General features: G+C 72.8%; 16 protein-coding genes. 12 read left to right on the top strand and 4 right to left on the bottom strand.

The genetic code is table 11. From position 1 onward, the window contains the following. Window positions 1–140 precede the first annotated feature (140 nt). The 6 genes from ACIBMZ_RS12290 (at window position 141) to ACIBMZ_RS12265 (ending at window position 7,194) form a co-directional block, all read left to right on the top strand. The gene (locus ACIBMZ_RS12290; protein ID WP_396693504.1) at window positions 141–2,753 is read left to right on the top strand and encodes an FtsK/SpoIIIE domain-containing protein; all 2,613 of its coding nucleotides are present in this window, start codon (window positions 141–143) and stop codon (window positions 2,751–2,753) included. Window positions 2,754–2,756: 3 nt separating this feature from the next. After that, entirely contained in the window at window positions 2,757–3,746 is a 990-nt protein-coding gene (locus tag ACIBMZ_RS12285; protein WP_396692956.1) for a hypothetical protein, read from the top strand. Window positions 3,747–3,962: 216 nt separating this feature from the next. After that, window positions 3,963–4,226: a DUF6244 family protein gene (locus ACIBMZ_RS12280; protein WP_350696440.1), complete on the top strand. Its 264-nt coding sequence runs from the start codon at window positions 3,963–3,965 to the stop codon at window positions 4,224–4,226. Window positions 4,227–4,259: 33 nt separating this feature from the next. Continuing rightward, window positions 4,260–4,670, top strand: coding sequence for a hypothetical protein (locus ACIBMZ_RS12275; protein ID WP_396692954.1), 411 nt, complete (start codon window positions 4,260–4,262; stop codon window positions 4,668–4,670). A gap of 709 nt (window positions 4,671–5,379) precedes the next feature. Next, a complete protein-coding gene (locus tag ACIBMZ_RS12270) occupies window positions 5,380–6,183 on the top strand; it encodes a TerC family protein (protein ID WP_396692952.1) in 804 nt (267 codons plus the stop codon). Window positions 6,184–6,390: 207 nt separating this feature from the next. Further along, a complete protein-coding gene (locus ACIBMZ_RS12265) occupies window positions 6,391–7,194 on the top strand; it encodes an esterase/lipase family protein (RefSeq protein ID WP_396692950.1) in 804 nt (267 codons plus the stop codon). Window positions 7,195–7,388: 194 nt separating this feature from the next. Here ACIBMZ_RS12265 and ACIBMZ_RS12260 read toward each other — a convergent pair whose 3' ends face one another. Beyond that, a complete protein-coding gene (locus ACIBMZ_RS12260) occupies window positions 7,389–8,261 on the bottom strand; it encodes an aldo/keto reductase (protein WP_396692948.1) in 873 nt (290 codons plus the stop codon). 247 nt (window positions 8,262–8,508) lie between these two features. Here ACIBMZ_RS12260 and ACIBMZ_RS12255 point away from each other — a divergent pair, with 247 nt between their 5' ends. The 5 genes from ACIBMZ_RS12255 to ACIBMZ_RS12235 all read left to right on the top strand — a co-directional run bounded on the left by ACIBMZ_RS12255 (window position 8,509) and on the right by ACIBMZ_RS12235 (window position 13,199). Next, complete coding sequence (locus tag ACIBMZ_RS12255; RefSeq protein ID WP_350696456.1) at window positions 8,509–8,877, top strand: YciI family protein; 369 nt, start codon at window positions 8,509–8,511, stop codon at window positions 8,875–8,877. A gap of 253 nt (window positions 8,878–9,130) precedes the next feature. Further along, a complete protein-coding gene (gene pyk, locus ACIBMZ_RS12250) occupies window positions 9,131–10,579 on the top strand; it encodes a pyruvate kinase (RefSeq protein WP_396692946.1) in 1,449 nt (482 codons plus the stop codon). Beyond that, a complete protein-coding gene (locus ACIBMZ_RS12245) occupies window positions 10,576–11,463 on the top strand; it encodes an acyl-CoA thioesterase (protein WP_396692944.1) in 888 nt (295 codons plus the stop codon). The genes pyk and ACIBMZ_RS12245 overlap by 4 nt, the downstream gene beginning before the upstream one ends. A gap of 96 nt (window positions 11,464–11,559) precedes the next feature. Next, window positions 11,560–12,021, top strand: coding sequence for an RrF2 family transcriptional regulator (locus tag ACIBMZ_RS12240; protein ID WP_396692942.1), 462 nt, complete (start codon window positions 11,560–11,562; stop codon window positions 12,019–12,021). 200 nt (window positions 12,022–12,221) lie between these two features. After that, a complete protein-coding gene (locus ACIBMZ_RS12235; protein ID WP_396692940.1) occupies window positions 12,222–13,199 on the top strand; it encodes a sulfite exporter TauE/SafE family protein in 978 nt (325 codons plus the stop codon). A gap of 86 nt (window positions 13,200–13,285) precedes the next feature. On the opposite strand, the gene ACIBMZ_RS12230 is transcribed toward ACIBMZ_RS12235, so the two are convergent. The 3 genes from ACIBMZ_RS12230 to ACIBMZ_RS12220 all read right to left on the bottom strand — a co-directional run bounded on the left by ACIBMZ_RS12230 (window position 13,286) and on the right by ACIBMZ_RS12220 (window position 16,532). Then, the gene (locus ACIBMZ_RS12230) at window positions 13,286–14,716 is read right to left on the bottom strand and encodes a pyridoxal-dependent decarboxylase (protein WP_396692938.1); all 1,431 of its coding nucleotides are present in this window, start codon (window positions 14,714–14,716) and stop codon (window positions 13,286–13,288) included. A gap of 275 nt (window positions 14,717–14,991) precedes the next feature. Next, entirely contained in the window at window positions 14,992–15,996 is a 1,005-nt protein-coding gene (locus ACIBMZ_RS12225; protein ID WP_396693502.1) for an LLM class flavin-dependent oxidoreductase, read from the bottom strand. Window positions 15,997–16,052: 56 nt separating this feature from the next. After that, a complete protein-coding gene (locus ACIBMZ_RS12220; protein WP_396692936.1) occupies window positions 16,053–16,532 on the bottom strand; it encodes an Lrp/AsnC family transcriptional regulator in 480 nt (159 codons plus the stop codon). A gap of 102 nt (window positions 16,533–16,634) precedes the next feature. Here ACIBMZ_RS12220 and ACIBMZ_RS12215 point away from each other — a divergent pair, with 102 nt between their 5' ends. Beyond that, window positions 16,635–17,792: a trans-sulfuration enzyme family protein gene (locus tag ACIBMZ_RS12215; protein ID WP_396692934.1), complete on the top strand. Its 1,158-nt coding sequence runs from the start codon at window positions 16,635–16,637 to the stop codon at window positions 17,790–17,792. Window positions 17,793–17,799 lie beyond the last annotated feature (7 nt).

The raw sequence follows: 17,799 nt of genomic DNA, 5'->3' as shown, positions 1-17,799 counted from the left end.
CGCCGTACCGGGACGAGGCCGACACGGGGGCGACGGGACCGTGCCCGGATCGCCGCTGTCCGTTAGGGTTTCAGCGGACCAGGCGGCCGTCGGCGGAGGGGCACACGTTGGGCAGGCTCGCGTCGGCGTACGGGCAGGCGATGGCCGCCCACCGGGCCGCCCGGGCCCACCTCGACTCCGCCCGTGACGCGTTGCGCGGCGCGGTGCCGGTCACCCCGGCCGCCGACGTCGACCTGGTGGCCCGACTGGCCCGGGTCGGCACCGCGCTGGCCACCCCGACGCCTGGCACCCCCCTGGTGCGCCAGCCCGTGCCGGTACGCGTCGGTGAGGCGGTCGTCGCCGGTGGTGGATTCCCGGTGCTGCTCCCGCTCGGTGCCGGGCACCACCTGGCGGTCGACACCGACGCCCGGCACCCGGCCGTGGCCGCCCTGCTGCGGGCACTCGTGCTGCGGCTGCTGGCCACCGCCACGCCCGGCGGCGTCCGGGTCGCCGGGCTGGACACGGCCGCTCTCGGCGCCACCTTCGGTCCCCTGCGTCCGCTGGTCGACGCCGGGGTGATCGACCCACCGGCCACCACCGAGGCGGACGTCACCGCCCTGCTGGACGCCACCGAACAGCACGCCCGGGACGCCCGCCGCACCGACCGGCCCGACCAGGAACTCCTGCTGGTCGTCGCCGCGTCCGTCCCGTCGCCCCGCGAGGCGGCCCGGCTCGCCGCGCTCACCCACGCCGGCCCCGCCGCCGCGGTCTGTGTCCTGCTGGCCGGCTGGCCGCCGACCGGCCCCGGGGAGTCCGCGCCACCGCTGGGCTCGACCACCGTGGTCCGACTCTCCGACGACCAGGCCCGCGCCGGCGACGCGTCGGGCCGGTCGTCGTCGTCCGGGTACGTCGGCGCGTCGGCCCGGGTCGGTGACCCGCCCGCGACGCCGTTCAGCGCCGACGGCAGCGGACTGCGCGTTCCGGTACGTCTGGACGGCGACGCGCCGCCGGCCTCGGTCGCCGCCCTCGCCACCCATCTGGGCGACGCCGCCCGGCGCGGTGCGGCGGTCACCTTCGCCGACCTGCTGCCCGGGCAGCGCTGGGCCGCCTCGGCCCGCGCCGGTCTGCGTACCGTCGTGGGCCGCGCCGGACGCGATCCGTTCCGCATGGCCTTCGACGACGCCACCCCGCACTGGCTGGTCGGCGGACGCACGGGTGCCGGCAAGACGGTCTTCCTGCTCGACGTGCTCTACGGGTTGGCCGCCCGTTACTCCCCGGCCGAGTTGCAGCTCTACCTCCTCGACTTCAAGGAGGGGGTGAGCTTCACCGAGTTCGTCCCGACCGGGCACGACCCGTCGTGGTTGCCGCACGCCCGCGCCGTCGGCATCGAGAGCGACCGCGAGTACGGCGTGGCCGTCCTCCGCGAGCTGCGCCGTGAACTGCACCGGCGGGCCACCGCACTCAAACGTCACGGCGTCACCAAGCTCGCCGACCTACCCGCCGACACACCGGTGCCCCGGATCGTCGCCGTGATCGACGAGTTCCAGGTGCTGCTGGCCGGCAACGACCCGCTCGCCCGCGAATCGGTGGACCTGCTGGAGGAGTTGGCCCGCAAGGGCCGCTCGTACGGCGTGCACCTGGTGCTCGCCAGCCAGAGCACGACGGGGATCGAGGCCCTCTACGGCCGGGCCGACGCGGTCTTCGGCCAGTTCGCGCTGCGGGTGGCGCTGGCCGGCGGCGGGGGAGTGCTCGACCAGCTCAACGACGCGGCGGCGACCCTGCCGGTCGGCTCGGCCGTGATCAACACCGCCGCCGGCGCCCCCGGCGCGAACACCGTCGTCCGGTTCCCCGACGCGCACGCCGCCGGCAGCGAGCTGACCCGGCTGCGGCACGACCTGTGGCAGGCCCGTCCGCCGGGCGCGCGCCCGCCGTCGGTGTTCCGGGGGTACGACACCGCGCGCGTCGAGGCCGACGCCACCTTCACCGGCCTCCGCCCCGGCGGGCGGCGTCCCCTGGCCCTGGTCGGCCGCACGGTCGACGTGGACGGCACCACGGCCATGTTCATCATGGACACCGCGCCCGGTCGTCACCTGGCCGTGGTGGGCACCTCGCCCACCGGTGCCGAGGTGCTGCGCGCCGCGACCCTGAGCCTCGCCCGACAGCACGCCCCCGGCGAGGCGACCTTCCTGCTCGCCCCGCTGGTCGCCGCCGCCGACTCGGCCGCCGACGACATCGCCGCCGCGCTGACCGCCGCCGGACACCCGGTGCAGCGGCTGGACACCGCCGCCCTGCGCGCCCGGATCGGCACCCTCGCCACGTCCCCGCCCGACTCCGGCCCCGGGGCTGACGGGCCCGATGTCGCGGTGTCGTCCGACGGACCGGCTGGCGCAGCGCGTACCTACCTGGTGGTGTTCGGTATGGACGCCGCCGCCGGGCGACTCGCCGAGACGGATCCGGCGACCTTCCGCTCCGGCCACGACGACCTGCGGACCCTGTTGCGCCAGGGTCCCGGCCACGGCGTGCACCTGCTCGGCTGGTGGCGTGGCCTGCGTCGACTCGCCGACGACCTCGGCGGAACCCAGAACCGCGACGACGTCGCCTGCCTGGTCGCGTTGAACGTTCCCGGCGCGGACCTGGGTCTGCACCTCGGCGTGCACGACCTGGCGTACACGCCCCGGCCCGACCGGGCACTGCTGGTGGACCGGCACGACCAGCGGGTCCGGTTGATCGTGCCGTTCGCCCGGGACGGGCACACCCCCGACGGGCAGGAGTGAGGCGTGTCCAGCTTCGACGAGTACGCCGCACTGCTGCGGCATCTCTCCGCACAGCAGCGCGCGGGTGAACAGGACACCGCCGCCAAGACCGAGCGCCACACTCACCTCGGCGCCACCGTGGACTACCTGCACCGCCGCCTGCTCGCCCAGGGGCAGCGCCTCGACCACCTCGGCCGCACCATCGGCCTGGACCCCGGCACCGCCGGACCGCCGCCGGGCTTTCCGCCCGGGTCCGGTCCGCCGATGCCGGGTGCCGCGCCGGTGTCGGGTGTGCCGGTCTCCGGTGCGCCCGATCCCGGCCCGTCGGGCGGCACGTCGGCCTTCGGCATGCCGGGTGCCGGGTCGGTCTCGGGGACGCCCGAGCCGCCGGCTGCCGCCGGTCACCAGCCGGTGGCCGGGGGACCGTGGGGACCGTCGGGTTCGCCGGGGACGGTGGGGACCGGCGGCGCAGCCGCCGCGCCGGGGCAGCCGGGTGTCGGGGCGTACCCGCAGCCGGGGAGTTCGGGGACGGACCGGGCGTTGCCGGTGGCGGTGAGCGCGACGGAGGTGGGGGTGCCGGCCCAGCGGACCGGTACGGTCGACCCGGCGACGGAGCTGGAACTGGCGCGGCGCTGGGCGGACGAGGCGGACCGGTACGCCCAGCAGGCCGAGATGCTGGCGCAGCGGCCGGCGCTGCTGCCGAGCTGGTCGCCGATGGCCCGGGCGGTCGCCGTGTACCTCGGCTTCTCCGGTGTCGCCGTGATCCTCATGCTGGTGATGGTGCTCGCCTCCGGCGTCGGTGCGGTCGGCTTCGGCACCCTGATCGCCTGGATGTGCGCCGGACTGCCCGCAGCGGCCCTGATCGGTGCCTGGCTGGTGCTGGGCAAGTGGGGGCGGCCCGCCAGCGGTGCCGCCACTCCGCCCCGGTACCCGCTGCTGGGCTTCCTGCTCTGCTTCCTGGCGGTGCCGCTCGCCTACTGCGGCTACCTGCTGCTGTTCCGCGCGCTGCGCTGACCCGGCCGCGGCCTCGTGGCGTGGCGGGCGGCGGAGCGTGGGGCGCGGTTGGGTGTGGCGGCCTCGTGGCGCGGCGGGCGGCGTGGTGCCGCGAAGATTGTTGTTCGGGCGCTGTCGAGCTGGTGGTTCGGGTGCGCGGTGCGGGTGGTCGCGGTGGGCGGACGGATCTCGTACGCTCCTGTGTGGTCGCGGAGGCGGTCGAGCCGGGGAGGGCATGTGAGCGCAGCGGAAATGATCGCCCGGTTGGCGGCGGCCGCGCAGAAGCTGGACGAGGCGAAGGCCAAGACGGCCGCCGCCGCCCAGGACGCGGCCGAGGCGCGGCAGCTCGTCGCGGGGGCGTTGCAGGGGGTGGCCGCCGGGCCGCTGATCGGGATGATCGACTCGTACCGGCAGGCGCTCGCGCAGGCCGCCGAGGGCGGTGGCCCAGCCCGGCAGCACGTCCAGGAGACGATCACGAAGGTACGCGCGCTGGGCAACTGACCACGCGCCGATCGACGATCACGGGGGTGGCGGATGGACCGCGACGGCGGGGTGTTGGACGGGTTCCACCTCGGGTACGTGCCGCCCGGTGTCGGTGACGAGGTGTCGGACTTCTCCAGCGAGTGGGAGGACGTCGCTCTCACCAGCCGCTTCTGGGAACGGCGGACAACCGATGGGCATCGGGTGGATCTGCGCGTCCACGTGCTGCGCGGGCCACGGCTCACCGACCTCGACGCGGTACGCGACTTCCTCGCCGCCTACCTGGAGCGGGATCCGGCGCAGTGGCGGCTGACCGAGTTCCCGCATGAGGACGGCTCCGGGCTGACCGACGACACGCAGGCGTTCTGGCTTGTCGAACCGGGTGTGGCCGTCACCGTGCTGACGATCCCGGAGTTCGCCGACGCGCTCGCGGCGACCGCGCTGGCCGTCCGCGCCGCCCCCTGACCACCGCCCTCGACGCGGTGACGTGGTCGCCGCCTGCGACGCCGTGAAGCGATCGACGCGGTGGCGTCGCCGTGTCCTCCAACGCAGCCAGCGTATGTGGGCTCCGACGAGGCGGATCACCTGTCGCCAGGCCCGGTTGACGGGTCCCGACTGGAGCGAACCGAGTTGGCGACGTGCCTTCCACCCGCTGAGCGGTCGATCCGCCACGCGCATCAGGTCGTCGAGTTCGTCCATCGGCGATCCGACGCGCAGCAGCCTGCGGACGTCGTTCCACTCGAACGCCTCCGCGAGTTCCACCACGAGATCGCGATGAGTGATGAACAGCCGCGGAACCGATTCGGTGACCGGGAACCTCAGGTTGTAGACGATCAGGTCGAAGTCGTACGACTGGTCGTCTTCGTGGCGAATGCCGGTCCTGAGCATCCAGCTCATGCAGTCGTCCCAACCGGGTGCGGCGGCCAGACGTGGGCGGCGGACCTCGTCGCGCGGGCCCGGTCGACCCGGGGGCGATGGGCCTCCGACTCGCGCGCGTCGTCGTGTGGCGGCGGCATCCGCAGGTACGCGCACAGCATGCCATCGACACGCACCGTCCGCCGGTACCGCCCGTCTGGGGTTGCGGCGGGACTTCCGGCGCGGTACGCCATGCGTACGCAGATCCGCCGATGGCTCCGGGTGCCGACCCGGCGGCGGTCTGGAAGTCGAGGATGGAATGGAATTCCTGACCAGTCCCGAGCTGTGGATCGCGTTCGCGACCCTGCTCCTGCTGGAGATCGTGCTGGGCATCGACAACGTCGTGTTCATCTCGATCCTGTCCGGTCGGTTACCTGAGCACCAGCAGGCCCGCGCCCGGATGATCGGTATCTCGCTCGCCCTGATCACCCGGCTGATCCTGCTGGCCTCGTTGTCCTGGATCATCGGCCTGACCGCTCCGCTGTTCACCGTGCTCGGACAGGAGATCTCCGGGCGGGACCTGATCCTGCTGCTCGGCGGGTTGTTCCTGGTCGGCAAGGCGACGTACGAGATCCACGAGCACCTCGAAGGATCCGACCACGCCAGGTCCGGCAAGAAGGCCGCCTCGTTCGGCGTGGTCATCGCGCAGATCCTGGTGCTGGACGTCGTCTTCTCGCTCGACTCGGTGATCACCGCGGTCGGCATGGTCGACGAACTCGCCATCATGGTGGCCGCCGTGGTGATCGCGATGATCATCATGTTGGTCTCGGTCAATGCGGTCAGCAACTTCGTCAACCAGCATCCGACGGTCAAGATGCTCGCCCTGTCGTTCCTGCTGATCATCGGTGCCAGCCTCATCGCGGAGGGCCTCGACCAGCACATTCCGAAGGGCTACGTGTACGGCCCGATCGCCTTCTCGATCTTCGTGGAGTTCCTCAACCTGCGGGTCCGGTCGCGCCAGCGACGCCGTCAGGAGAACCAGCCGGTGCAACTGCACCCGACGTACGTCAAGAACGGTCAGGCGCGGCCCGAGCCCGAGCCGGAGAAGGCCCCGGCCGGCTGACGCCCGTACCCGTCCGGACGCCGCACGCACCCGGTCGGTGCGTGCGGCGTTCGCCGTCCGGCGGTGTGGACCGCGAAGAGATCGCTACCCGCGCGTAACTTTTCATTGACGTTTCCGGATCGTGGCCCGCATCATCGAGGCACGGTCGATCGGACACCCCACCACCTCCACCCGGCAACCCCGGGATCCCCCTTGGGAGGTGCAGCGATGCTGCTCCGAAAGGCTGTCCCCGTCCTGGCCCTGGCCCTTGCCGCCGTCCTGGCGCCCCCGGCCGCCGCCACCGCCGCCCCCGGTGCCCCGGAACCGTCGGCGAACACGACCACCACCACCGACGGACTGCGGGCCCTGGCCGGGGCCAACCCGGTCATCGTCGTCGGCGGACTCAGCGGCTTCGCCGCCGTCTACGAACCCCTCGCCGCCCGGTTGCGCGCCGACGGGTACCGCGTCTGGATCCACCCGCTGCCGAACCTCGGGCTCGGCGACATCAGCGCCTCGGCCGGTGGCCTGCGCAGTTTCGTCGGACAGGTCCGCGCCAGCACCGGCGCGGCCAAGGTCGACCTCGTCGCCCACTCCGAAGGCGGCCTGGTCAGCCGGTATTACATCAAGAACCTGGGCGGTGGGGACACGGTCGGCCGCTACGTCAGCCTGGGCACACCGCAGTACGGCACGTACGTCGCCAACATCGTGGCCTTCCTCGGCCTGGGTAGTTGCGTGGGCGTGATCGCCTGCCAGCAGATGACGATCGGCTCGTCGTTCCTCACTGCCCTCAACGCCGGTGACGACACCCCCGGTGACGTCCGGTGGACCACCGTGCGTACCCGGCAGGACGAACTGGTCCGCCCGGTCGACAACGCCATGCTGGCCGACGGGGCGACGAACGTGTTGATCCAGTCCAGGTGCCCGCTGCGCGTCGTCGGGCACCTCGGACTGGTGGCCGACGGCACCACGTACTCGGTGATCCGCCAGGCCCTCCGCGACCAACCCGTCAACCCCGCCTGCCTGGCCCTCTGACTCACCCGCCCGCCCCCGCCCCCGCCCCCGCCCCCGCCCCCGCCCCCGCCCCCGCCCCCGCCCGCGCCCGCCCCTCTGGCCCCGCCGATCATGGAGTTGTGGTGAAGGAAACGTGGCGTTACAACCGTTTCGTCACTGCCACAACTCCATGATCGTCGGGGAGAGGCCGTGGCGGAGAGGGGCGTGGGGCGGGGTCAGGTGGCGGTGGCGAGGGACTCGTACTCGGCGTCGGTGAGGTCGATGCGGGCGGCGGCGACGTTCTCCTCCAGGTGGGCCACCGACGAGGTGCCGGGAATCGGCAGCATCACCGGCGAACGGCGCAGCAGCCAGGCGAGCGCGAGCTGGGCGGGCGTCGCGCCGTGCTCGGTGGCGATGGCGTCCAGCGGACCGCCGGGGCGGGCCAGCTCGCCGGTGGCGATCGGGAACCACGGGATGAACGCGATGTCGTTCCCCTCGCAGTAGGTCAGCACCTCCTCGGCGCTGCGGTCGGCCACGTTGTAGAGGTTCTGCACCGAGACGATCGGTGCGATCCGGCGGGCCGCCTCGACCTGCGCGACGGTCACCTCGGAGAGCCCGATGTGCTGGATCTTGCCCTCGTCGCGCAGCAGCACCAGCTCGCCGAGCTGGTCCTCCAGCGGCACCTTCGCGTCGACGCGGTGCAACTGGTAGAGCCCGATGCTCTCCAGGCCCAGGTGGCGCAGGCTCAGCTCGCACTGCTGGCGCAGATACTCCGGGCGGCCGACCGGGCGCCACACGCCCGGGCCGCCGCGGGTCAGGCCGGCCTTGGTCGCGATGACCAGATCGTCGGCGTACGGGTGCAGCGCCTCTCTGATCAACAGTTCGGAGACGAACGGCCCGTACGAGTCGGCGGTGTCGATGAAGGTGACGCCCAACTCGTACGCCCGGCGCAGCACCCGGACCGCCTCGGCCGGGTCCTTCGGGTCGCCCCAGACGCCCGGGCCGGTGATCTGCATGGCCCCGTAGCCGAGCCGGTCGACGGTCAGCTCCCCGCCGATGCGGTAGGTGCCGGAGTGCTTCGCGGGCCTCGGGTCGGTGTCGCTCGCCATTCGCCGTTCCCCTCGTGTCGTTCGTCGGTGACCGGGCTGGTCACCCTGGGATACACCTTCCCCCTGGCGCGGGGGTGCGCCGCCGGGAGCGGGTACCCGATCGTGGTCCGCCCGGCGGAGATGATCAACGGAGCGGTCGGGTCGAATCCGATCAGCGGCCGGTGCGGGTCACCGGTGGCGTGAGACGCTCAGGGGTACCGCCGTGCGTGCCGCCGCAGGGCGTGGATGAGCTGCGGAAAGGAACGTGATGGCAGGAGAGCCGCGGGTCGACTTCGCGCTCGACACGTTCGAGTGCATCGTGCTGTATCCGGGCACCGCCGGGCGGGCGTTGCCGGCCGAGACCATCCAGCGCCTCCAGGCCGAGCACGCCGAGCACATGGCGGCGTTGCAGCGCCGGGGGATCATCCTGGTGGCCGGGGCGGTGGACGGCAACGACGCCCGGGAGCCGGACCCGCCGCTCGGCTTCGGGCTGGCGCGCACCGGCTCGGTGGACGACGTACGCAGCGTGATGGAGGCCGATCCGGCCGTGCAGGCCGAGCTCTATCGGGTGGACGTGATGACGTTCCTCTGCCCGGCGGGTTCACTGGAGTTCCCGCTGGCCAAGACGGAGAGCTGAGGCGGGGACGGGATTCGGCGGACGATCTTCGTGCGGTGATGGCGCGAGCACCCTCGGTCACCGCAGTGGAGCGCCTCACCGGCCATTGGTGTCAGGGGCGTACCATTCCGGCGCGCGGTCGCTGTTGCCCGCCGTCGACGTCCGGTGCGGCTTCGCCCGCCGGCTGCGCGCGTTCGGCGCGCAGCGTTGGACAATCGTTCCGCAATGCGCAAGGGGTCGGCCCGTGGTCCGACCTGGAGGAGAGACTAGCCTGATGGGCGTGACACGCCGCGCGAAGATCGTCTGCACTCTTGGCCCCGCCACCTCGTCGCCCGAGCGCATCCGTGGGCTCGTCGAGGCCGGCATGAATGTGGCGAGGCTCAACTTCAGCCACGGCAGCCACGCCGACCACGAGGCCGTCTATCGGCTCGTCCGGGAGGCGGCCGAGGCGGCCGGGCAGCCGGTGGCGATCCTGGCCGACCTGCAGGGACCGAAGATCCGGCTGGGCCGGTTCGCCGACGGGCCGCACGAGTGGCGTACCGGCGACTCCGTCGTGATCACCGGCGACGAGATCCTGGGCAGCAAGGAGCGCGTCTCCTGCACGTACCGCCGCCTGCCGCAGGAGGTCAAGCCGGGCGACCGGCTGCTGATCGACGACGGCCGGGTGGCCGTCGAGGTCACCGACGTGACCGGCAACGACATCCGGGTGCTGGTCACCGAGGGCGGACCGGTCAGCAACAACAAGGGCGTCTCGCTGCCCAACGTCGCGGTGAGCGTGCCGGCCCTCTCCGAGAAGGACGCCGCCGACCTGCGCTTCGCGCTCGGTCTCGGTGTCGACCTGGTGGCGCTCTCGTTCGTCCGCTCGGCCGACGACATCAAGCTCTGCCACTCGATCATGAGTGAGGTCGGCGTGCACCGGCCCGTGCTCGCGAAGGTCGAGAAGCCGGAGGCCGTCGACCACCTGGAAGCGATCGTGCTGGCCTTCGACGGCGTGATGGTCGCCCGCGGCGACCTCGGCGTGGAGCTGCCGTTGGACGAGGTCCCGCTGGTGCAGAAGCGCGCCGTGCAGCTCTGCCGGGAGAACGCCAAGCCGGTCATCGTGGCCACCCAGATGCTCGACTCGATGATCGAGAACTCACGCCCGACCCGCGCCGAGGCCTCCGACGTCGCCAACGCCGTCCTCGACGGCGCCGACGCGGTGATGCTCTCCGGCGAGACCAGCGTCGGCAAGTACCCGGTGCTCACCGTCAGCACCATGGCCAAGATCGTCACCACCACCGAGGCCGGGTCCATCGCCGTGCCCCGGCTCCAGCACGACCCGCGTACGCACGGCGGGGCGCTCACCGTCGCCGCCTCCTCCATCGCCCGGGCCATCGGCGCCAAGGCACTGGTCGCGTTCTCGCAGACCGGCGACACCGTGCGTCGGTTGAGTCGGTTGCACTGCGACCTGCCGCTGCTGGCCTTCACCCCGGTCCCCGAGGTGCGTCAGCAGCTCGCCCTCTGCTGGGGCGTGGAGACCTTCCTGATGCCGTTCGTCCAGCACACCGACGACATGTTCCGGCAGGTCGACCAGGCGCTGCTCGGGCTCAACCGGGGCAACCCCGGCGACCTGGTGGTGGTCGTGGCGGGCAGCCCGCCCGGCAGCCCCGGCTCGACCAACACGCTGCGGGTGCACCAGCTCGGATCGCTCGTCGACGCCGCCACCGCGAGGGCGTTGCAGTGACCGACGGCGAGGGGACCATCGTCGGCCAGGCCGCCGTCGACCAGTTGCTGGAGGTGCTCGACCTGGAGTCGATCGGCACCATGTCGTTCCGGGGGGTGAGCCCCCTGGTCGGCCCGCAGCGGGTCTACGGCGGCCAGGTCGCCGGCCAGGCACTGGTCGCGGCCGGGCGCACCGTCGCCCCGGACCGGGTGGTCCACTCGCTGCACGGCTACTTCGTCCGCGCCGGGGACCCGGCCGAACCGATCGCGTACGAGGTGGAGAACATCCGCGACGGCCGGTCCTTCTCGGTCCGCCGTTCGGTGGCCCTGCAACACGGCAAGCCGATCTTCTTCATGTCCGCCTCGTTCCAGCGGCACGAGGAGGGGCTCGACCACCAGACGCCGGTCCCGCCGGACGTGCCCGCCCCGGACGACGTGCCGACGATGTCCGACCGGTTGGCCCGTTACCCCGAACGGCTCGGCATCTGGGGGCAGATCCCGCGCCCCATCGACGTGCGGTACGTCGGTGAGCCGGGTTGGGTCCGCCCCGGTGACCGGCCGGCCGAGAAGCACCAGCGGGTGTGGATGCGGATCGACGGCAAACTCCCCGACGATCCGCTGCTGCACGCCTGCGCCCTGACGTACGCCTCCGACCTGACCCTGCTCGACTCGGTGCTCTCCGTGCACGGCGAGGTGTGGGGGCCGGGCGGGGTGGTCGGGGCCAGCCTGGACCACGCCCTGTGGTTCCACCGCCCGTTCCGGGCCGACGAATGGTTCCTCTACGACTGCGGCAGCCCGTCCGCCTCCGGTGCCCGTGGGCTGGCCACCGGCCAGTTGTTCACGATCGACGGTCGGCACATCGCCAGCGTGGTGCAGGAGGGTCTGCTGCGCCGGGTGGGCGAGTAGCCGCGACCGCCGGTCGCGCCGCCGGGCGACCGCGTAAACCGATCGGTCAAGGGGTGATCGTCCGGCTGGATCGGGTGGCCCGCTAACCTGTCCGGCATGCGACTCTCCGCTCGGGTGGACTACGCCCTCCGCGCGGTCACCGAGCTGGCCTCGGTGACCGGGGCTGGGCGCGGTCGCCCGGTGACCGCCGACCAGATCGCCCGCGCCCAGGAGATTCCGCCGAAGTTCCTGGAGAGCATCCTGCTGCAACTGCGCCGGGGCGGCATCGTGCAGGCGCAGCGGGGACCGGAGGGCGGCTACTGGCTGGCCCGCCCGGCCGAGGAGATCTCCCTGGCCGAGGTGATCCGGGTGATCGACGGACCGCTGGCCCACATCCGTGGCCAGCGCCCCGAACAGCTCGGCTACCACGGGGCGGCCCGCGCCCTACAGGACGTCTGGATCGCCCTGCGCGCCAGCGAACGCCAGATCCTGGAGCTGGTCACGATCGCCGACGTGGCCCAGGGCACCCTGCCCGAGCAGGTCACCAAGCTGGTCGCCGACCCGCGCGCCTGGACCTGATCCGCGTCGACCCGGGGGAGTCCCCGTCGGCCCTGGCCGTGGCGGCTCAGACGGCCCCCACCCGGCATGTCGTGTGGGGGCGCCGCCCCGATCGCGGACCCGCGTCGTCTCACTGACCGATCAGAGGGTTGACCGGAGGGCACCCCGTACCGCATTCTCGACCAAGTTGATAGGAGATGCCAAAAAGCTAGGGGGCGTCCGTGCGCAAGTTGCTCGTCATCGCACTGGTCGGGCTGGCCGCGCAACTGGTCGACGGTGCGCTCGGCATGGCCTACGGACTGACGTCCACGACCCTGCTGCTGGTGGTCGGCATCGCGCCGGCCGCGGCGTCCGCCTCGGTGCACCTGGCCGAGATCGGCACCACGCTCGCCTCCGGGGCGGCGCACTGGCGGTTCGGCAACGTCGACTGGCGGGTGGTACGCCGCATCGCCCTGCCGGGCGCGATCGGCGCGTTCGCCGGGGCCACCTTCCTGAGCTGGCTCTCCACCGAGTCGGCCGCCCCCTGGATGGCCGCCATCCTGTTCACCCTCGGCGCGTACCTGCTCGTCCGCTTCTCCCGGCCGCTGCGCCGCAACCCGGCCGCGGGTCAACTGCGCGGGCGCTTCCTCGGTCCGCTCGGGCTGGTCGCCGGCTTCGTCGACGCCACCGGCGGCGGGGGATGGGGGCCGGTCGCCACGCCGGCCCTGCTGGCCTCCGGTCGGATGGAGCCGCGCAAGGTGATCGGCTCGGTCGACACCTCCGAGTTCGTCGTCGCCGCCTCGGCCAGCCTCGGCTTCCTGATCGGCCTCGGCACCGAGGGCTTCCTGCTGCCCATCGTGCTCGCCCTGCTCGCGGGTGGGCTGATCGCCGCGCCCATCGCGGCCTACCTGGTGCGGATCATCCCGGCCCAGATGCTCGGCGCGGCCGTCGGCGGCGTGATCGTGCTGACCAACGCCCGCGTCCTGCTGGGCGCCGCCGAGCTGCCCAGCGGCGTGCCGGTGGTGGTCTACGTGCTGCTGGCCGCCGGATGGGTGGCCGCGCTGGTGCTGGCGGTGCGGGTGCTGCGGCGGACCCGCCGCGAGGAGGCGCTCGCGGCAGCCGCCGCACCGGTCGACCGCACCGCGTCGCCCACCGGGGCCCACGACACGCCGACCGACGCCGACAGCAGCACCCGCGCCCTCTCCGGCGCGGACCGCTGACGGCCCGCGGGTCGTACCGTCCTCGGTGATCCGACTCCCGGACCACCGAGGGACCACCCGCGCGTGGGTGGCCCGACGCCCCTGACTCAGTCGGCGGCGGTACGCGCGGCCTGAGACACCAGCTCCCAGGCCCCGTCCACGTGGACCTCGGTGGTCTGCGGCGCACCGACGGCCAGCCGCAGCGTGTACTGGCCAGCGACCCGGGTGTGCGTCAGGTGGACCCGACCGGTGGCGTTCACCGCCGCCAGCAACCGCTCGTTCGGCTCGTCGTCGCCCCGCAGCCGGAAACAGACCAGCGCGTACGGGTGCCCGGCGACCAGTTCGAAGCGGTCGTCGGCGCGTACCCGGTCGGCGAAGCGGGCAGCCAGGGCGACCCCGCTGCGAATGTGCGCGCGCAGCCCCTCCACGCCGTACCAGCGCAGCACGAACCAGAGCTTGAGCGCGCGGAAGCGCCGACCCAGCGGCACCTGCCAGTCCCGGTAGTCGATCACCGCACCGGACTCGGTGGCCGCGTTGCGCAGGTACTCGGGCAGCACGGTCAGCGCCTCGACCAGCTCACCGGCGTCGGCCACCCAGAACGCGTCGCAGTCGAAGCCGGTCAGCAGCCACTTGTGCGGATCGAAGCAGTAGGAGTCGGCGTACTCCAGTCCGTCGTGGCCGAACCGCAGCTCGGGGCAGACCGCCGCCGAGCCCGCGTACGCCGCGTCGACGTGCAGGAAGACGCCGTGCTCGGCGCAGATCGGCCCGATCTGCGGCAGTGGGTCCACGGCGGTGGTGGAGGTGGTGCCGACGGTCGCCACCACCAGGGCGGGGATCACTCCGGCGGCGATGTCCGCCTCGATCGCGGCCCGCAGCGCCGACGCCGACATGGCCCGGGTCTCCGGGTCCACCTCGATCAGCCGTACGCCCTCGGCGCCGAGCCCGGCGATCCGGGCGGCCTTCTCCACCGAGGAGTGGCCCTCGGTGGAGGTGTAGACCCGGTACCGCCGGTCCACGCCGACCTGCCGCCACCGTCCCCGCGCGGCCCGGTGCACCGCCACCAGCGTGGCGACCAGCGTGGCGGAGGAGGCGGAGTCCTGGATGACCCCGCCGCCGGGGCCGCTGGAGCGGAACCTGCGCGGCAGGTCCATCAGGTCGGCCAGCCAGTCGAGCAGCACCGTCTCCAGCTCGGTGCAGGCCGGGCCGGTGGCCCAGAGCATCCCCTGCACGCCGAGCCCGGCGCTGACCATGTCGCCCAGCACGCTGGGTCCGCTGGTGTTGGCCGGGAAGTAACCGAAGAAGCCGGGATGCTGCCAGTGGGTGAGCCCGGGCGTCACCACCGAGTCCAGGTCGGCGAGGAGCGCCTCCACCGGTTCGCCGTGCGTCGGCGGTCCGGCCGGTAGTCGGGCGGCGACGGTGCCGGGTGGATCCGGCGAGGTGACCGGGCGCTTGTCGAGGGTGGCCCAGTAGTCGGCGATCCAGTCGACGACCGCGTACCCGGCCTGACGGAACTCGTCGGGAGTCATGTGCCGCGCCATGGCATGAGTCGATCAAGAAGCGGGCACGGTGGCAAGCGGCCGTGCGAGACTGAGAAGGCGGTGAGCAGAGAAACGGACAGGCACCGGGCCGCGATCGCGGAATCCGCACAACCGCAGCCCGGTGCCCCACACCGCGGCACCCCCGACCCGTCCCGACCGGGGAGTGCCGTACCACCACCGGTAATAAAGTTAGGCGGGCTCCGCGTCGCGAGGGTGACGCTGTCGTGAAGATCGTGTTTCGTGCCCACCGAACCGCTGTGACCTGGGTTACTGCCTCAGCGGCGCAGACCCCCGGCCACCTCGGTCGCGATCAGCTCGAACGACCGCACCCGGTCGGCCACGTCGTACACCATCGCGGTCAGCATCAACTCGTCCGCACCCGTCCGCGCCAGCAACTCACCCAACTGCCGACGGACCGTCTCCGGCGACCCGACCGCCTGACCCTCCCGACGCTGCACCACGAACTCCCGCTCCAGATCCGTGTACGGATACGCCGCCGCCTCCTCCGGCGTGGCCAGCGGCTCCGGCCGCCCCGACCGCAGCCGCAGGAACGACAACCCCGCCGGCCCGGACAGCCACTCGGCCCGCTCGTCGGTCTCCGCGCACACCGCGTTCACCGCCACCATCGCGTACGGCCGCTCCAGCCACTGCGACGGGCGGAAACTCTGCCGGTACAACGCCAACGCGGGCAGCGTGTTCTGCGCGCTGAAGTGATGCGCGAACGAGAACGGCAACCCCAGCGCACCCGCCAACCGGGCACTGAACCCACTGGACCCCAGCAACCACACCGCCGGTCGCTGCCCCCGCCCCGGGGTGGCCGTGATCGGCCCCGACCCGTCCTCGCTGAAGTACTCCATCAGGTCGGCCAACTCGCGCGGGAAGCCCTCCGCCGACAACCCCTCCATCGTCCGGCGCAACGCCAACGCGGTCACCTGGTCGGTGCCCGGCGCGCGACCGATACCCAGGTCGATGCGGCCCGGATGCAGCGCCTCCAACGTGCCGAACTGCTCCGCCACCACCAGCGGCGCGTGATTCGGCAACATCACCCCACCCGACCCGAGCCGGATGGACTCGGTGTGCGCCGCCAGATGCGCGAGCAGCACCGCCGGTGCCGACGACGCGATGGCCGGCATGTTGTGGTGCTCGGCCACCCAGAACCGGCGAAAGCCCAACTCGTCGGTACGCCGGGCCAACTCGGTGGTGTGCCGCAACGCCTCGGTCGCGGAGGCGCCGGCAGCGACGGGGGCCAGGTCGAGGACAGACAACGGTACGTCGATCACACGGCTGGCCAACCCGTCGGAGGCCACCTTTGTTCCCCACCGACGACCGACGTGAGTCAGCCCATTCCCCGCGCCTGCTCGAAGATCAGGCTGGTCTGGCTGTGCTGCACCGCCGGATCCACGGCCAGATAGTCGAGGACGAAGTCCCGCAACGCCTCCGCCGACGCCGCCCGCACGTGCAGCACGTAGTCCTCCGCCCCGGCCACGTGGAACACCGACACCACCCCCGGCAGGCGCACCGAACGCGTCCGGAACGCGTCCACCGCCGCCCGCGCGTGCGCGGTCAACCGCACCGACACCAACGCCTGCAACGGCAACCCCACCGCCGCCGGGTCCACCTCGGCGTGGAAACCCCGGATCGCCCCGCACTCCCGCAAGGCCCGGGTACGCGCCAGACACGTCGACGGCGCCACCCCCACCCGCTCGGCCAGCGCGTTGTTCGGCAACCGCCCGTCGGCGGTCAACTCGGTCAGGATCGCGCGATCGGTGTCGTCCAGGGCCGCGAACGGCCGCACATCGTTCGGAACGAGGGGCATGAAGCCATCCTCCACCGAACATCATCGCTACGGATAGAGCTGATGGCGAATGATCTTCGGAAGTATTGTCCTCACGGCGCGCTATGTTCGATCCTTGCCGCCATGACGACCGTGGACACCCGAGCCGTGCACGCCGGCCGCGACGACCTCGCCGCCCTCGGCGTCCACGTGCCGCCGATCGACCTCTCCACCACCAACCCACTGCCCTCGGTCCACGACGGCGGCGACGCCTACGAACTCCTCGCCACCGGCGGCACCCCGACCCCCGGCACCAGCGCCGTCTACCAGCGGCTCTGGAACCCCACCGTGGCCCGCTTCGAGACCGCCCTCGCCGAACTCGAAGGCACCACCGACGCCGTCGCCTTCGCCAGCGGCATGGCCGCACTCACCGCCGCCCTGCTCGCCGCCACCCGCGACGGCAAACGACACCTCGTCGCCGTCCGCCCCCTCTACGGCGGCACCGACCACGTGCTCGCCACCGGCCTGCTCGGCACCGACGTCACCTGGGCCCGCCCCGACGAGGTCGCCGCCGCCGTCCGCCCCGACACCGCCCTGGTCGTCGCCGAGACCCCCGCCAACCCCACCCTCGACCTCGTCGACATCCGCGCCCTCGCCGACGCCGCCGGTGACGTGCCCCTGCTGATCGACAACACCGTCGCCACCCCGGTACTACAACAACCCGCCCGCCACGGCGCCGCGCTTGTGCTGCACAGCGCCACCAAGAGCATCGGCGGACACGGCGACGTCCTCGCCGGCGTCGTCGCCTGCGACCCGCACTGGGCCGCCCGGCTACGCCAGGTCCGGGCGCTCACCGGCGCGGTCCTGCACCCGCTCGGTGCGTACCTGCTGCACCGGGGCCTCCAGACGCTGCCGCTGCGGGTCCGCGCCCAACAGGCCGGCGCGGAGAAACTCGCCGCCTGGCTCGCCGACCACCCCGCCATCGAACACGTGCACCACCCCGGACTCGACGACGACGCCGGGCTCATCGGCCGCCAACTCGCCGGCCCCGGCAGCCTGCTCGCCTTCCGGGTACGCGGCGGCGCACCCGCCGCGGCGGCCGTCGCCGGTGCCTGCCGCCTGATCACCCACGCGGTCTCGCTCGGCGGCGTCGACACCCTCGTCCAGCACCCCGCGTCGCTGACCCACCGCCCGGTCGACGGCGACGCGAAACCCGACGGTGGCCTGCTGCGGCTCTCGGTCGGACTGGAGGACCCCGAGGATCTGCGCGCCGACCTGGCCCGGGCCCTCGACGTCGCCTGAGTCACCG

It is taken from the genome of Micromonospora sp. NPDC049900 (genome assembly GCF_044461025.1).
GTDB lineage: Bacteria > Actinomycetota > Actinomycetes > Mycobacteriales > Micromonosporaceae > Micromonospora.
Note: the sequence above shows the minus strand (reverse complement) of the source record. Positions and strands in the feature narration are given on the sequence as shown.

Coding starts and splice junctions, on each gene's coding strand:
- ACIBMZ_RS12275 (WP_396692954.1), top strand. CDS start 4,260: ATGGACCGCGACGGCGGGGTGTTGGACGGGTTCCACCTCGGGTACGTG.
- ACIBMZ_RS12220 (WP_396692936.1), bottom strand. CDS start 16,532: ATGCCCCTCGTTCCGAACGATGTGCGGCCGTTCGCGGCCCTGGACGAC.
- ACIBMZ_RS12255 (WP_350696456.1), top strand. CDS start 8,509: ATGGCAGGAGAGCCGCGGGTCGACTTCGCGCTCGACACGTTCGAGTGC.
- ACIBMZ_RS12265 (WP_396692950.1), top strand. CDS start 6,391: ATGCTGCTCCGAAAGGCTGTCCCCGTCCTGGCCCTGGCCCTTGCCGCC.
- ACIBMZ_RS12230 (WP_396692938.1), bottom strand. CDS start 14,716: ATGGCGCGGCACATGACTCCCGACGAGTTCCGTCAGGCCGGGTACGCG.
- ACIBMZ_RS12270 (WP_396692952.1), top strand. CDS start 5,380: ATGGAATTCCTGACCAGTCCCGAGCTGTGGATCGCGTTCGCGACCCTG.
- ACIBMZ_RS12260 (WP_396692948.1), bottom strand. CDS start 8,261: ATGGCGAGCGACACCGACCCGAGGCCCGCGAAGCACTCCGGCACCTAC.
- ACIBMZ_RS12240 (WP_396692942.1), top strand. CDS start 11,560: ATGCGACTCTCCGCTCGGGTGGACTACGCCCTCCGCGCGGTCACCGAG.
- ACIBMZ_RS12290 (WP_396693504.1), top strand. CDS start 141: ATGGCCGCCCACCGGGCCGCCCGGGCCCACCTCGACTCCGCCCGTGAC.
- pyk (WP_396692946.1), top strand. CDS start 9,131: ATGGGCGTGACACGCCGCGCGAAGATCGTCTGCACTCTTGGCCCCGCC.
- ACIBMZ_RS12215 (WP_396692934.1), top strand. CDS start 16,635: ATGACGACCGTGGACACCCGAGCCGTGCACGCCGGCCGCGACGACCTC.